This window comes from Catenuloplanes nepalensis (assembly GCF_030811575.1).
In the GTDB taxonomy this organism is placed as follows: Bacteria; Actinomycetota; Actinomycetes; order Mycobacteriales; family Micromonosporaceae; genus Catenuloplanes; species Catenuloplanes nepalensis.
In genome coordinates, this window is the sequence record NZ_JAUSRA010000001.1 from 9,371,664 (window position 1) to 9,386,074 (window position 14,411).

At 71.2% G+C, this 14,411-nt stretch carries 13 protein-coding genes and 1 pseudogene; 12 read left to right on the forward strand and 2 right to left on the reverse strand.

All coding sequences use genetic code 11. The features are described 5' to 3' along the window. Positions 1-35 precede the first annotated feature (35 nt). Positions 36-2,711: a helix-turn-helix transcriptional regulator gene (locus J2S43_RS40850; protein WP_306838677.1), complete on the reverse strand. Its 2,676-nt coding sequence runs from the start codon at positions 2,709-2,711 to the stop codon at positions 36-38. 241 nt (positions 2,712-2,952) lie between these two features. Between J2S43_RS40850 and J2S43_RS40855 the strand changes: the two genes are divergently transcribed. From J2S43_RS40855 to J2S43_RS40880, 6 genes and pseudogenes are all read left to right on the forward strand, one after another. Then, a complete protein-coding gene (locus J2S43_RS40855) occupies positions 2,953-4,473 on the forward strand; it encodes a hypothetical protein (protein ID WP_306838679.1) in 1,521 nt (506 codons plus the stop codon). 57 nt (positions 4,474-4,530) lie between these two features. Beyond that, positions 4,531-4,821, forward strand: coding sequence for an ATP-dependent Clp protease adapter ClpS (gene clpS / locus J2S43_RS40860; RefSeq protein ID WP_306838681.1), 291 nt, complete (start codon positions 4,531-4,533; stop codon positions 4,819-4,821). 16 nt (positions 4,822-4,837) lie between these two features. After that, positions 4,838-5,335 (forward strand): DUF2017 domain-containing protein, encoded by a 498-nt coding sequence (locus tag J2S43_RS40865; protein ID WP_306838682.1) that lies wholly within the window; start codon positions 4,838-4,840, stop codon positions 5,333-5,335. Between the two features lie 52 nt (positions 5,336-5,387). Continuing rightward, positions 5,388-5,904, forward strand: a pseudogene (locus J2S43_RS40870) (M67 family metallopeptidase). Positions 5,905-5,979: 75 nt separating this feature from the next. Beyond that, positions 5,980-6,303: a MoaD/ThiS family protein gene (locus J2S43_RS40875; RefSeq protein ID WP_306838685.1), complete on the forward strand. Its 324-nt coding sequence runs from the start codon at positions 5,980-5,982 to the stop codon at positions 6,301-6,303. A gap of 5 nt (positions 6,304-6,308) precedes the next feature. Next, the gene (locus tag J2S43_RS40880) at positions 6,309-7,274 is read left to right on the forward strand and encodes a PLP-dependent cysteine synthase family protein (protein WP_306838687.1); all 966 of its coding nucleotides are present in this window, start codon (positions 6,309-6,311) and stop codon (positions 7,272-7,274) included. A 228-nt stretch (positions 7,275-7,502) separates the two neighbouring features. On the opposite strand, the gene J2S43_RS40885 is transcribed toward J2S43_RS40880, so the two are convergent. Further along, positions 7,503-7,883, reverse strand: a complete 381-nt coding sequence (locus J2S43_RS40885; protein WP_306838689.1) for a hypothetical protein — start codon at positions 7,881-7,883, stop codon at positions 7,503-7,505. A 302-nt stretch (positions 7,884-8,185) separates the two neighbouring features. Here J2S43_RS40885 and J2S43_RS40890 point away from each other — a divergent pair, with 302 nt between their 5' ends. From J2S43_RS40890 to sthA, 6 genes are all read left to right on the forward strand, one after another. Further along, positions 8,186-8,932: an MBL fold metallo-hydrolase gene (locus J2S43_RS40890; RefSeq protein WP_306838691.1), complete on the forward strand. Its 747-nt coding sequence runs from the start codon at positions 8,186-8,188 to the stop codon at positions 8,930-8,932. Between the two features lie 99 nt (positions 8,933-9,031). Then, entirely contained in the window at positions 9,032-10,177 is a 1,146-nt protein-coding gene (locus J2S43_RS40895) for a glycosyltransferase family 4 protein (protein ID WP_306838692.1), read from the forward strand. Positions 10,178-10,224: 47 nt separating this feature from the next. Then, the gene (locus J2S43_RS40900; protein WP_503125039.1) at positions 10,225-11,418 is read left to right on the forward strand and encodes a glycosyltransferase; all 1,194 of its coding nucleotides are present in this window, start codon (positions 10,225-10,227) and stop codon (positions 11,416-11,418) included. 44 nt (positions 11,419-11,462) lie between these two features. After that, positions 11,463-12,194 carry a ribonuclease PH gene (rph, locus tag J2S43_RS40905; RefSeq protein WP_306838694.1) on the forward strand — a complete coding sequence of 244 codons (732 nt, stop codon included), beginning with the start codon at positions 11,463-11,465 and terminating at the stop codon, positions 12,192-12,194. Further along, entirely contained in the window at positions 12,191-12,799 is a 609-nt protein-coding gene (gene rdgB, locus J2S43_RS40910) for an RdgB/HAM1 family non-canonical purine NTP pyrophosphatase (protein ID WP_306838697.1), read from the forward strand. The genes rph and rdgB overlap by 4 nt, the downstream gene beginning before the upstream one ends. Positions 12,800-12,836: 37 nt before the next feature. Continuing rightward, a complete protein-coding gene (gene sthA / locus J2S43_RS40915; RefSeq protein WP_306838699.1) occupies positions 12,837-14,252 on the forward strand; it encodes a Si-specific NAD(P)(+) transhydrogenase in 1,416 nt (471 codons plus the stop codon). Positions 14,253-14,411 lie beyond the last annotated feature (159 nt).

Here is a 14,411-nt window from a genome sequence, read left to right on the forward strand (position 1 = left end):
CCACCGGACGCGGTTAGCGCTGTGAGGAGTCTAACTCATTCTGAGATGGATTGAAGCGCGACCGGTAGTTCGGCGCGGCCGGTCACACCGAGCTTCACGTACACGCGCTGCAAATGGTTCTCCACCGTGCGGGCGGAGAGGAACAGCTGCTCCGCGATCTCCTTGCTGGGCGTGCCCGTCGAGGCCAGCTCCGCCACCTGCCGCTCGCGCTCGGTCAGCCGCACCCGGTCGACGCGCAGCGCGGGCGTGTCGATCAGCTGACAGCGCTGCTTCAGCTCGGCCAGCCGCGTGTTGACCAGCTGGGTCTGCGGCGAGCGCTGGTCGCGCAGCAGCCGGGCCGCGGTCGCGGTCGCCTCCGCCGCGTAGAGCAGGAAGTCCTGCCGGGCGAACTGATCCGCGACCCAGAGCAGTTCGGCCTCGGACTCGCCGGCCGCGGCCCGCGCGTGCCGGGAGAACAGCGACGGCATCGGGCCGCCAACCTGCCGGGCCAGCTCCGCGAGCCGCTCCGCGACCGTGACGCTGACGACCTCCGGGGCTGTGGTCGTGGTCCCCTTCGGCACGGACAGCGGCAGCGCTGGGAAGCCGAGCCGGACCAGGTCGTGCAGCGCGTACAGCTCGTGACCCGCCATCGCGTCCTCGCGCAGCCGCTCGGACAGCCGCCGCAGCGTGTCCACCGCCCCGGCCAGGTCACCGGCGGACGCGAGCGTCCACGCCCGGGCCTGTTCCCGCCACGGATACAGGATGATCATGTTGGTGCCGTGGGTACGGTCGGAGTCCGCCATCGCCTCGGCCGCGAGAGCCGCCTCGCCGCGCAGCGCCGCCGCCATCGCGCGCTCCGCGTGCGCGAGCCCGGCGAAGACCTTGCTGGCCGCCAGCATCGCGCAGGCCTGCAGGCTGTGCCGCAGCGCGTCGCCGGTCCGCCCGCGCAGCCGGGCCGCCTGGGCGCGCAGCACCGAGACGTAACCGGAGCCGAGCCGGAACTCGCCCGCGTCGGCCAGGTCCGCGAACTCGTCCGCCACGATCTCGTCGATGCTGCGCAGGTCGCCGCCGAGGATCAGCCGGGTGCCGCGGCCGAGCTCCATCGCGACCTTGATGTACGGCATCTCGGTCTGCCAGGACGCCAGGTCGGCGATCACCCGGGACGCGGCGCGGTCGCTGTCGGCCAGCTCGCCGCGTGCGGCCCGCAGGTGGGTGAGCATGCTGTAGACCAGCGCGCGGCTGATCCCGTCGGTGGCCGGGCGGTCCAGCACGGCCCGGCCGATGTTCAGCGCGTCCTCGTGCTCCATCTGGTGGAAGCGCATCATCGACTCGAACGCGCGCAGCCGGGAGCGGTGGTTGGCGTCTCTCAGCCCGCCGACCGCCTCGGAGATCTCCGTGATCGTCTTCTCCCGGCTCAGCCCCCAGAAGCAGATCAGGGCACGCGCCGAGTACCACCGGGTCTTGCGCTCGTCGGTGTGCGCCTCGTCCCAGACCGACTCGATCACCTCCACCGCGTCATCCGGCTGGTCGGCGAACATCAGCAGTGTGGCCAGCAGCTCCGCGGCCGGGAACCCGCCGCCCGCGTCCACCGCGGCCTTGGACAGGCGCAGCGCGAGCGGCACGTCGAACCGGCTGTACGCCTGCATGCCGGCGCCGAGCAGCAACGCCGGGTCCTTCGCGGTGCCGGAGTCGAGGCGCCACACCGCGACCCGGAGCAGGTCGTCGCGGCGGCGCGCGCCCACGCCCTCGACCGCGTCCGCGAGCTGCGCGGTGAGCCGGCGGCTGCGGCTGACCGGGCAGCGGCGGCGCACCACCTCGCCGTACAGCGGGTGGGCCAGGCGCACGTTGTGCCGCCGGTCGTCGGAGGTGACCCGGATCAGGCCGCGCTCCTCGGCGATCTCCACCTCGGCGGGCCGGATTATCTTCGTGAGCAGGTCCAGGCCGAGCGGCTCGCCGAGCGCGACCAGCTCCACCGCGGTCCGCACGTCCGGGCTGAGCCGGCCGATCCGGGTGTCGATCAGGTCGGTCAGGTCCGGCGCCAGCTCCAGCTTGCCGGTCCACCGCCACACGCCGAAGTGCTCGGTCATCTCGTCGCCGGTCTGTGCCGCGATCACCAGCTCGCGCAGGAAGAGCGCGTTGCCCAGGCACATCCGCCACAGCCGCTCCGCGGACGCGGACTCGATCTCGCCGCCGAGCATCTCGCCCAGCATGTGCGTGGTGTCCGCGATGGTCAGCGGCGACAGTTCCGCGTGGTCCACCAGATCGTCGGTCCACAGAGCCCGAATGGGCAGCGGCACCGGCTCCCCGCTCCGCAGCGTGCCGAGCACGGTGGCGTGACCGGAGCGGGCGATCAGGTAGACCAGCGCGGCCGAGGTGGGATCGAGCAGGTGCGCGTCATCGATCGCGAGCACGATCCGACGGCCGACCGCGCGCTCCACCAGGGAGTCCATCGCCCACCGCAGCAGCCCGGCCGGTGAGAGACCGACCGGCTGGTCGGCGGGGAGAACCTGTGCCAGACCTCCGAAGGGCAGGCCCGCGGTGGCGATGTTCGCTGACGCGTACCACGTCGCGTAATCGTCGCGGGGAAGGACGTCGACCCCCTCTCGGAGAAGTCGACTCTTGCCAATACCGGCGCTACCGCTGAAAATGAGGCCGCGTTCGCTTCCGCTGGTGGCGGCGGCGACGAGGCGCTGCAACTCCTGGGTCCGGCCGACGAAGCTCCACGGACGCACCCGAGCAGCATATAGACCGGGCATGGCTCCGCACAGTTACCGTAATGGCGGAATTGAGTAATGATCCACGAGTCCATTGAGTATCGCGGGACCTGTGGCGTGAGCGCGCCTTCACGTAGCGTCTCTCCCAGCCGCGGGGCGCACCGTCCCGCGGCCTGCCGCACCGACCGTGCCGCGGCCTGCCGCGAGGCTCACCATGCCGCGGCCTGAATCCGGCGAACATCCGTTGAGGAGCCGCACCATGCAGCAGAGCGGGCCGACCCAGGCGCAGAACACCGTGCCACCGGCGCCGAAGCAGCGGAAGCCGACCCAGGCGCAGAGCAGCGTGCCGGTGGGACCGAAGCAGGGAAAGGCGTCACGCCCGCGGGCCGCGCACACCGACCCGGTCCCGGACGAGCCGATCGCGCTGATGATCCTCGGCGCCCGGGACAGCGGCCGCGGCGGCGTGCTCGGCGCGCTGCTCGACTCGGCCGGGCCGCTGCTCGACCGGCCGGACGACAGCTACCTGGTCGTGACGTACGGGCACAGCCGGGACATCTGCGCCTACGTGCCCGGCAACCGCCAGCCGCAGCCGTTCACGCCGCCACCGCCGGGCGAGGAGTCCGGCGCCCGGCCGCCACGCCGCATCGAGCTGACCCTGCCGAACCCGCTGCTGCGTCACTTCGCACTGGTCGACACGCCGGACGCGGAGCGCCTCTCCGCCGCCGGCACCCGGATCCTGCTCGACGCGGCCACCCGCGGCGGCGCCGTGCTCTACGTCGTCTCGGCCGGCCACGAGCTGCTCCCGGCCGAGGCCACGCTCCTCACCCAGCTGCACCGGGCCGGCGTCGAGCTGTTCTTCGCGCTCACCCCGGCCGCGGACGGCACCTGGGGTGACGGCGCGATCGAGACCGCGATCAACGACGCGCGGGACGCCGTGATCGCGGCCGTCCCGGCCGCCGTGGACGCCGGCTGGCACACGGTCGACCCGGCCGTGGCCGACACCGCGTTCCTGCGCCGCGCGCTGATCGAGTGGTCCGGGCTGGAGGGCCTGGAGCGGGCCAGCTTCAATCCGCCGGTGCCGCCCGGCTCCGGCCGCACCGTCCGGGTCGCCTCCGACGCGGAGCGCTCCGGCTGGTCCGAGCGCCTGGACGACCTGACCCGGACGAACACGTCCCTGGTCCGCCAGCGGCTGGCGATCGAGATCGCCAACATCCACCTGCGCTGCGTGCAGGAGATCGTCTTCGGCGGCGGCTGTCCCGGGCTGCCCGGCGCGCTCGACCGGGAGATGGCCGCGCTGTCGCTCTCCGCGGTGGCCGAGTGCGACGCCGCGGCCGAGAAGATCATCGACGACCTGCTGGAACTGGTGCTGGCCGAGCCGGCCACCGAGGCGGCCCGCCGCCGGGTGATCGCGGCCGTCCGGGACGGGTTCGCCGACGACCGGTCCGCCCGCGACCTCGAGCGGGTGCTGCTGGTGACGAACACCGGCGGGGTGGCGACGGTGGCCGGCGAGGGCGCGGTGGCGGCGCTGGCGGCCTACCAGACGCCCGGGATCCCGCGTCCGCTGCCCGGGCTCGGCATCGGGCTGTCGGGCGCCTGCTACACGTACTGGCGGCATCCGGCGAACCGGGACAACAACCGCGCCCGCTCGTGGCTGCAGCTGGCCATTCGCGGCGTTGAGCTGGAGCTGCTCCGGGAGATCAGCCGGCGGTTCGAGGCCGTGCAGCGCTCGCTCAGCGCGGTCCTGTCGGACGCCGTCGACCACGGCATTCTGCTGAGTTGAGCGACTCGTCGTTCGGTCGGTTCCTCACCACAGCGGACTCGGTGGCACGATGGGGACATGGCGGCGCCGCAGATCGCACCGGTCGAAACGCCAGACATCGAAGAGCTCCCGGTCGAGGACCGTCCGTGGGTGACGATCGTCTGGGATGATCCGGTCAATCTCATGACCTATGTGACCTGGGTTTTCCAGAAGCTGTTCGGATACAGCCGGGAGAAGGCCGAGGAGCTGATGCTGGCGGTCCATCACAAGGGCCGGGCGGTGGTCTCGACCGGCGCCCGGGAGAGGATGGAGCACGACGCCTCCCAACTGCATGCCTATGGTTTGTGGGCGACGGTGGACCGGCAGTGACGGGAGGACGGTGAGCATGTTCCGGCGCCAGGGCACGCAGTGCGTGGCCAGTTTCGCCCAGGACGAGGTGCGCGTGCTGCGCAAGGTCGCGAGCGAGGTCGTGGGCCTGCTCACGGACGGCTTCGACCACGACGACCCGGTCGTCGACCGGCTCTTCCCGGCGATCTACCCGGATCAGCCCGCGGAGAGCGAGGAGGTCCGGCGATACACCGAGGGAGACCTCAAGACCGCGAAGATCGACCAGGCCGGCGCGATCCTCGCCGGGCTGCCCTCCGAGGGCGCCGGTGACGTGTCGCTGGACGCGGAGGAGGCCGAGGCCTGGCTGCGCGCGATCAACGACGCGCGGCTGGCGATGGGCATCCGGCTGGAGATCCGGCCGGAGACCGACCTCGGCGAGGAACTCGACGACGCGGTGCTGCACGACCCCACCTCGACCCGGGTCTTCCAGCTGTCGGTCTACGCGTACCTGGGGTACCTGCAGGAGTCGCTGCTGCACGCGCTGATCGAGGGGTGACGGGCGCCACGGGACCGCCGGGCGTGCCGCGAGCCAGGGTAAAGTGGCGGGCGTGCTGACCATTGACCGGGCGATCCTCGACGCGATCGTCGCGCACGCCCGCCGGGACCACCCGGACGAGGCGTGCGGCGTGGTCGCCGGCCCGGCCGGTAGCGACCGCCCGGTGCGGCACATCCCGATGGACAACGCGGCCCGGTCGATGACGTTCTACGAGTTCGACTCGATGGAGCAGCTGCGGGTCTGGCGCGAGATGGACGACCGTGACGAGGAGCCGGTGGTCATCTACCACTCGCACACCGCCACCGAGGCGTTCCCGTCCCGCACCGACGTCTCCTTCGCCGGCGAGCCCGGCGCGCACTACCTGCTGGTCTCGACGCGCGAGCCGGGCTCCGAGGAGATCCGGTCGTTCCGCATCGTGGACGGTGAGGTGACCGAGGAGCCGGTCGAGGTGCGGGATGGCACCATTGAATCCATGGAGCTGATGCCCCATGGTGCCTGATCCCCACGCCGTCCAGACGTTCATGTTCGGCCAGAGTCCGACGACGGTCGATTACGAGTGTCGGCGCTGATCCCGCGCGCCCCACAACCGTAATCGTCTTCCCTCTATCGTCGTCTGTCGATTCTTCCTTCAGGAGTACGCCATCATGGCCATCGAAGTTCGCATCCCCACCATCCTGCGCTCCTACACCGGCGGCGCGAAGGTCGTCGAGGGCTCCGGCGACACGCTCGCCGACCTGCTCACCGACCTCGACTCGCGCCACTCCGGCATCCGTGGCCGCCTGGTCACGCCGGAGGGCACGCTGCACCGGTTCGTGAACATCTACGTCAACGACGAGGACGTGCGCTTCCTCGGCGGCCTCGAGGCCAAGCTCTCCGACGGCGCGTCGGTGACCGTGCTCCCGGCCGTCGCCGGTGGGGCGTTCGGCTTCGCCGCCGCGGCCGCGCTGCTCGGCCACAACGGCCGATAAGAACCATGGCGCGGTACGACAGCCTGCTCGACCTCGGTGGCGACACGCCACTGATCGGACTGCCACGCCTGTCGCCGGTGGTGCCCGAGGGGGCGCCACCGGTCCGCCTGTGGGCGAAGCTCGAGGATCGCAACCCCACCGGCAGCGTGAAGGACCGCGCCGCCGCGTTCATGATCCGGGCGGCCGAGGAGGCCGGCCGGATCCGGCCGGGCGACACGATCCTGGAGCCCACCAGCGGCAACACCGGCATCTCGCTGGCCATGGTGGCGAAACTGCGCGGTTACCGCCTTGTCTGCGTGATGCCGGAGAACGTCTCGGCCGAGCGCATCCAGCTGCTCCGGATGTACGGCGCGGAGATCATCTTCTCGCCCGCGGCCGGCGGCTCGAACCAGGCCGTCGCCACCGCGAAGCAGATCGCGGCCGAGCACCCCGACTGGGTGATGCTCTACCAGTACGGCAACGAGGCGAACGCCCGCGCACACTACGAGACCACCGGCCCGGAGCTGCTGCGCGACCTGCCGTCGATCACGCACTTCGTGGCCGGCCTCGGCACCACCGGCACGCTGATGGGCACCGGCCGCTACCTGCGGGAGAAGGTCGAGGGCATCGAGATCGTCGCCGCCGAGCCGCGCTACGGCGAGCTGGTCTACGGGCTGCGCAACCTCGACGAGGGTTACGTGCCGGAGCTCTACGACGCCACCGTCCTCACTCGCCGGTTCTCCGTCGGCACCCGCGACTCGGTGCTGCGCACGCGGCAGCTCGTCGAGGTCGAGGGCCTGTTCGCCGGGTTCTCCACCGGCGCGGTGCTGCACGCGGCGCTCAACGTCGCGCACGAGGCCGTGAAGGCGGGCCGGCGCGCGGACGTCGCTTTCCTGGTCGCGGACGGCGGCTGGAAGTACCTCTCCACCGGCGCCTACGGCGGCACCCTCGCCGAGGCCGAGGAGTCCCTCGAAGGCCAGCTCTGGGCCTGATCACCGACTCATGATCGAGGCGTGCTCCGAGCCGTTCCAACGGCTCGGAGCACGCCTCGACATTGAATGTTGATCTTCCGGACCACCCGGAAACTGACAGGGAGGCCGCCTGCGGCCGACCGGTGCCCGCGGGAGCAAACGAAATCGACCACGCCGGAAGCGGGAAAACCAAGATCTGGATCTTTCGCTCCGTCTACGGCAGTGCGGATCCGGATCTTCCCGGTCCGTTCACAGCAGTGTGGACGCCAGGAGAGCGGTCGTCGCGGTGGCCAGCATGATCCAGGGCAGCCGGCGGCGGTGGACGGACAGGAAGGCGGCGACCGGGAATGCGATCCCGGTCACACCACAGGCGACCGTCGCGGGCTCGTGCCAGCCACCGGCCGTGTCGGTGAGGAGCGCGGCGAGACCGCGGACCGCGACCGCGAGTCCGAGCAGCGCGAGCGTTCCGGCCCAGCAGGAGAGCGTGAGCAGGCGGCGGGTGGACGGTTCCGGGTCGGTCTCCGCGGGCATGCGGAACGCCGGGCCGGTGACCGGTGCGCGCCGCTGATCAGGCAGATCGGTGGTCTCCGTGAACATCGGGAGCCAGCCGGTGGTGGGGGCGTCGGGCACGTCGTTACTCCGATCTCGGAATGGAGCTGTTGCCGCGCCGGGGGGAGAACTCCTCACCCTGTGCAACGCCGCATGCGCACGCCGCGTAACGATCACTGGCTCGCGAGTGTCCGGAACGCTTATCGCAATCCGTTGTCACCTTCGTGACAAGTTCGATCAGACCTTTATGTGCCGCGCTGGTCACGGCGTAGGCTGCGCAGCGTGGTGGATTCTCGACGGACGATCTCCGGTGAGGGTCCGTGCGGGCTTGTGTGTGGGAACGACCGGCCGTCGACAGCGCAGCGTGACAACGGGGTAGCAGAATGCGATTGACCGTGCTTGGCTGTGCCGGCAGTTTTCCCGGTCCCGAGTCGGCCTGCTCCGCGTACCTGCTCTCGGTCGACGGCTTCAACCTGCTGATCGATTTCGGTTCCGGCTCGATGAGCGCGTTGCAGCGCTACGCCGGGCTGCACTCGGTCAACGCGATCCTGATCAGCCACCTGCACTGCGATCACGTCCTCGACGCCTGCACCTACGTGGTGGCCCGGCGGTATGCGCCGGACGGCCCGCTGCCGCCGCTGCCGGTCTATGCACCGGACGGTGCGCCGGACCGCATCGCGACCGCCTACAGCCTCGACGAGGGCCCGGTCGACGACGTCTACACGTTCTACAGTCTGCAGCCCGGCACGTTCCCGATCGGCCCGTTCTCGGTCACGGTCGACCGGGTCAACCATCCGATAGAAACGTACGGCGTCCGTGTCGAGCACGAGGGCCGGGTGCTCGCCTACTCGTCCGACACCGCGCCCTGCGACTCGCTGCTGCGGCTGGCTCAGGGCGCGGACGTGTTCCTCTGCGAGGCCAGCTACCTCGACGGCGTCGACAACCCGCCCGACCTGCACCTCACCGGCCGGGAGGCGGGCGAGATCGCGGACAAGGCCGCGGTCGGCCGGCTGCTGCTGACCCATCTGGTCGCGGCGTGGGGGAGCGAGGCGCTCACCGAGGACGCGGCGCAGGCGGCGTTCAACGGCCCGGTCGAGATCGTGCGCCCGGGCGCGCGTTACGAGATCTGACATCAGCCATCGACCATGATGGCGTTTCTTGTGCCAGAGTTCGCCGTATGGACAACCTGCTTTCAGCTGCCGCACCGGCCGAAACCGCACGGTGAGCCCATGCGTATCGCGATCATCACGGAGTCGTTCCTGCCGGACGTCAACGGCGTCGCGCACTCCGTCGTGCGCGTCGCGGAGCACCTCGTCAGCAAGGGGCACGAGCCGCTCGTCATCGCACCCAACCCGTCGATGACGACCCGCCGCGTGCTGCCGGTCACCGACTATCCGGTGGTCCGGGTGGCGAGCTTCCCGATGCTGGGGTACAAGGATTTCCGCCTCGGACTCCCGGTGCCCAAGATTGCCGAGGCGCTCGATGCGCATCGACCCGACGTGGTCCACCTGGCCAGCCCGTTCTTCCTGGGTGGCCGCGGCTCGGTGCTCGCCGCCCAGCGCGGCCTGCCGACCGTCGCGGTCTACCAGACCGACGTGGCCGCGTACGCACGTCTCTACAAGCTCGGCTGGGGCGAGGCCACGGCCTGGAAGTGGATCAGGCAGATCCACAACACCGCCGACCGTACGCTGGCGCCCTCCACCGCGTCCGCCGAGGCGCTGATCGCGCACGGCGTCTCGCGCGTCTGGCTCTGGCGGCGCGGCGTGGACGTCGAGCGGTTCCGCCCGGACCACCGCTCCGAGCTGGTCCGCCGCGCGCTCGCGCCGAACGGTGAGCTGATCGTCGGCTACGTCGGCCGGCTCGCCGTCGAGAAGCGCGTCGACCTGCTGGCGAAGACCAGCCGCCTGCCGGGTGTGAAGGTCGTCATCGTGGGCGACGGTCCCGCGCGCAAGGAACTGGAGAAGGCGGTGCCGGACGCGCTGTTCCTCGGCGCCCGGCACGGCGAGCAGCTCGCCCGGCTCTACGCCAGCATGGACATCTTCGCGCACACCGGGCCGTACGAGACGTTCGGCCAGACCGTGCAGGAGGCGATGGCGTCCGGGCTGCCGGTCGTCGCGCCCGCGGTCGGCGGCCCGGTCGACCTGGTCAAGCCGGGGGTGACCGGCGAGCTGGTGCCGCCGGAGGACGCGTCCGCGCTGGCCGACGCGGTCGCCGGCCTGGTCGCGGACGACGAGCGGCGGGCCGAGTTCGGACGGGCCGCGCGGGCCACCGTGGCCCGCCGAAGCTGGGCGGCCGTTGGCGACGAACTCCTCGGGCATTACGCTGCCGTGGTCGCCGGTCCCGGTGTGCCGGCGCCCGTGCAGATGGCGGCCTGACGGCCGTGTCCATCTTGCACGTCAGCCCTGACCAGGAGGTTCTCCCGGTGTCGATCCCCGGCCAGCGCGCGTCGTCGGAACCCATGACGCCGCCGGGCGGCCTGCGCATCGTCCGGCTGGCGAACTTCGTCATGTCCCGCTCCGGGGGATTGCGCACCGCGCTGCGCAACCTCGGCGAGGGTTATCAGGACGCCGGGCACGAGTCGATCCTGGTCGTCCCCGGCAAGAAGGCCGGCGACGAGATGACGTCCTACGGGCGGGTCATCACGCTGCCCGGCACCATGGTCCCGCGGACCGGCGGCTACCGGCTGATGCTCGGCCGCCGCCGGCTCTCCAAGGTGCTGGAGGATCTGCGGCCGGACCGGCTGGAGGTCTCCGACCGGAGCACGCTGCGCTGGACCGGCGACTGGGCGAAGGCGCACGGCGTACCGTCGATGATGGTGTCCCACGAGAGCCTGGCCGGCCTGCTGACCGTGTGGGGAGTGCCGGCCGGCGCCGGCGGGCGCGTGGCGGACGTGCTGAACGCGCGGACCGCCCGCCAGTTCGACACGATCCTCTGCACCACCGCGTGGGCGGCCGCGGAGTTCAAGCGGATCGGCACGCCGAACCTGGTCGAGGTCCCCCTCGGGGTGGATCTCGACGCGTTCACCCCGAAGCATCACGACCCGGCGATCCGGGCCCGCTTCGCCCGGGACGACGAGGCGCTGCTCGTGCACTGCAGCCGGCTCTCCCCGGAGAAGCGGCCCGAGCTCGCGATCGACGCGCTCGCCGCGTTGCTGGCGTCCGGCGTCAAGGCGTCGCTGGTGGTGGTCGGCGACGGCCCGCGCCGCGCCGCGTTGGCCTACAAGGCGGCCCGGCTGCCGGTCCGGTTCGCCGGCTTCATCAACGACCGTGCCACCGTCGCCGGGCTGCTGGCCAGCGCGGACGTGGCGATCGCGCCCGGACCGGTGGAGACGTTCGGCCTCGCCGCGCTGGAGGCGCTCGCCTGCGGCACGCCCGTGGTGGTCAACGCGGCCAGCGCGCTGCCCGAGGTGGTCGGTGACGCCGGAATGGCGGTGGCCGGCACCGGCGGGGCGTTCGCCGAGGGCGTGAAGACGCTGCTGGCCCGCCCGGAGGACGAGCGCCGGGTGGCGGCCCGGGCCCGCGCCGAGGAGTTCGGCTGGCCCGCGGCGATCGAGGGTTTCCTGAAGGCGCACGACGCGGCGTCCACCCCGCGGGAGAAGGCGGCACCGAGCGCGTGAGGACCCGCGAGCGACGCGCGAAGGCCAGCGCATAGGCTTCCGCCATGGCTCGTCCCGATGGCAGAACGCCCGATCAGCTCCGACCGGTGACCATCGCCCGGCGGTGGAGTCCCAATCCGGAAGGGTCGGTGCTGGTCGAGTTCGGCGCGACCCGGGTGCTCTGCACCGCCAGCGTCACCGAGGGGGTGCCGCGCTGGCGCAAGGGCTCCGGCCTCGGCTGGGTGACTTCTGAATACGCGATGCTGCCCCGCGCCACCAACTCCCGGTCCGACCGGGAGAGCGTGAAGGGGCGGATCGGCGGCCGCACCCACGAGATCTCCCGCCTGATCGGCCGCAGCCTGCGGGCCTGCATCGACCTGCGGGCGCTCGGCGAGAACTCGATCGTGCTCGACTGCGACGTGCTCAACGCGGACGGCGGCACCCGGACCGCCGCGATCACCGGTGCCTACGTGGCGCTGCACGACGCGGTCTCCTGGATGTCCGAGAAGAAGATGATCGGCAGCCGTACGGTCGAGAAGGTCATGCACCGGTCCGTCTCCGCGGTCAGCGTCGGCCTCATCGGCGGTGAGCCGCGCCTCGATCTGTGCTACACCGAGGATGTGGCGGCCGATGTGGACATGAACATCGTCTGTACCGGCGAGGGCGACTTCGTCGAGGTCCAGGGCACCGGCGAGGCGACCGTCTTCGGGCGCGCCCAGCTCGACGCGCTGCTCGACCTCGGCGTGGCCGGCTGCGCCGACCTGGCGGAGGCTCAGCGGAAGGCGCTCTCGGCATGACGAAACTGCTCCTGGCCACGCGGAACGAGAAGAAGCTCACCGAGCTGCAGAGCATCCTCGACAACGCGCTCGGCGCCAGTCGCATCCAGCTGGTCGGCCTGGACGCGGTCGCGGAATACCTCGAGGTGCCGGAGACCGGACTGACGTTCGGCGAGAACGCGCTGATCAAGGCGCGCGAGGGCGTTCGGCACACCGGCCTGCCCACGGTCGCGGACGACTCCGGCCTGGCCGTGGACGCGCTCTCCGGCATGCCCGGCGTGTTCAGCGCGCGCTGGTCCGGCCGGCACGGCGACGACAAGGCCAACACCGACCTGGTGCTCGCCCAGACCGCGGACGTGCCGGAGCAGCACCGGGGTGCCGCGTTCGTCTGCGCTGCCGCGCTGGTCCTGCCCGGCGGCAAGGAACACCTGGTCGACGGGCGGATGACCGGCCGGCTGCTGCGCGCGCCGCGCGGCGACGGCGGCTTCGGCTACGACCCGGTCTTCATCGCCGACGGGCAGCAGAAGACGAACGCGGAGCTGACCCCGGCGGAGAAGAACGCGATCAGCCACCGCGGCAAGGCGTTCCGCGCGCTGGCGAAGGTCATCGCGAAGGAACTCATCTGATTTCTCGCCCGAACCCCGCTGGTAACGCATTCAGGGCATGATGAGTCTCGTGTACGACTTCGACGTGCTGGTGCTGGGATCGGGCCCGAGCGGGCAGAAGGCCGCGATCGCCGCGGCGAAGCTGGATCGACGGGTCGCCATCGTCGAACGGCGCAACATGATCGGTGGCGTGTGCATCAACACGGGCACCATTCCGTCCAAGACGCTGCGTGAGGCCGTCGTCTACCTGACCGGCCTCAACCAGCGCGAGATGTACGGTCGCGATTACCGGGTCAAGGACGACATCACGGTCGGCGACCTCAGCGCGCGCACGTCGCACGTGATCGGCCGCGAGGTCGAGGTGATCCGCAGTCAGCTGCAGCGCAACCGCGTCCGGCTGCTGACCGGCAGCGGCTCGTTCTTCGACGCGCACACGGTCTCGGTCGACGACGACAGCGGCCGCGAGACCAAGGTGACCGCCGAGAAGATCATCGTGGCCGTGGGCACCAGGCCGGCCCGGCCGTCCACCGTCGACTTCGACGACCGGACGATCATAGACTCCGACGGCATCATCAACCTCGAACACGTGCCGAACTCGATGATCGTGGTCGGCGCCGGCGTCATCGGTATCGAGTACGCGTCGATGTTCGCCGCGCTCGGCACGAAGGTCACCGTGGTCGAGCGCCGCGACCGGATGCTCGAGTTCTGCGACCTGGAGATCATCGAGAGCCTGAAGTACCACCTGCGGGACCTGGCCGTCACGTTCCGGTTCGGCGAGACCGTCGCCTCGGTCGAGCGGCACCCGCGCGGCGCGATCGCGCTGCTCGAGTCCGGCAAGCGGATCGCCGCCGACACGGTGATGTACTCGGCCGGTCGCCAGGGCCTCGGCAGCGACCTCCACCTGGAGAACGCCGGGCTGGAGGCGGACAACCGCGGCCGGATCGCGGTCAGCGAGAGCTACCAGACCACGGTCGACCACATCTACGCGGTCGGCGACATCATCGGCTTCCCGGCGCTCGCCTCCACCTCGATGGAGCAGGGCCGGCTCGCGGCGCACCACGCCTGCGGCGAGCCCACGCGCGACATGCAGAAACTCCAGCCGATCGGCATCTACACGATTCCGGAGATCAGCTTCGTCGGCCGCACCGAGGACGAGCTGACCGAGGCGCGCATCCCGTTCGAGGTCGGCATCGCCCGCTACCGCGAGCTGGCCCGTGGGCAGATCATCGGCGACTCGTACGGCATGCTCAAGCTTCTGGTCTCACCGGACGACGGCAAGCTGCTCGGCGTGCACGTCTTCGGCACCGGCGCCACCGAGCTGGTCCACATCGGCCAGACCGTGATGGGCTGCAACGGCACCGTCGACTACCTGGTCGACGCGGTCTTCAACTACCCGACGCTGGCCGAGAGCTACAAGGTCGCGGCGCTCGACGCGATGAACAAGATGCGCCACATCCACCGCATCGCGACCTGAGAAGGACGCTGCCCTACACCAACACCCCGGCCGGCGACGCCCGCCTCGGCATCAACCTCCTGGCCTGGGACGCCGCCGCCTGGCCGTACGCCTACTGACCCCGCCGGCCGGAGGCGCCCGCTGCCCGGGCGGCTCCGGCCGGGAGGCGACAGCTCCACC

Excerpts from the sequence above, each read along its gene's own strand:
- J2S43_RS40855 (WP_306838679.1), top strand. The coding sequence starts at position 2,953 with ATGCAGCAGAGCGGGCCGACCCAGGCGCAGAACACCGTGCCACCGGCG.
- clpS (WP_306838681.1), top strand. The coding sequence starts at position 4,531 with ATGGCGGCGCCGCAGATCGCACCGGTCGAAACGCCAGACATCGAAGAG.
- J2S43_RS40865 (WP_306838682.1), top strand. The coding sequence starts at position 4,838 with ATGTTCCGGCGCCAGGGCACGCAGTGCGTGGCCAGTTTCGCCCAGGAC.
- J2S43_RS40875 (WP_306838685.1), top strand. The coding sequence starts at position 5,980 with ATGGCCATCGAAGTTCGCATCCCCACCATCCTGCGCTCCTACACCGGC.
- J2S43_RS40880 (WP_306838687.1), top strand. The coding sequence starts at position 6,309 with ATGGCGCGGTACGACAGCCTGCTCGACCTCGGTGGCGACACGCCACTG.
- J2S43_RS40890 (WP_306838691.1), top strand. The coding sequence starts at position 8,186 with ATGCGATTGACCGTGCTTGGCTGTGCCGGCAGTTTTCCCGGTCCCGAG.
- J2S43_RS40895 (WP_306838692.1), top strand. The coding sequence starts at position 9,032 with ATGCGTATCGCGATCATCACGGAGTCGTTCCTGCCGGACGTCAACGGC.
- rph (WP_306838694.1), top strand. The coding sequence starts at position 11,463 with ATGGCTCGTCCCGATGGCAGAACGCCCGATCAGCTCCGACCGGTGACC.
- rdgB (WP_306838697.1), top strand. The coding sequence starts at position 12,191 with ATGACGAAACTGCTCCTGGCCACGCGGAACGAGAAGAAGCTCACCGAG.
- sthA (WP_306838699.1), top strand. The coding sequence starts at position 12,837 with ATGATGAGTCTCGTGTACGACTTCGACGTGCTGGTGCTGGGATCGGGC.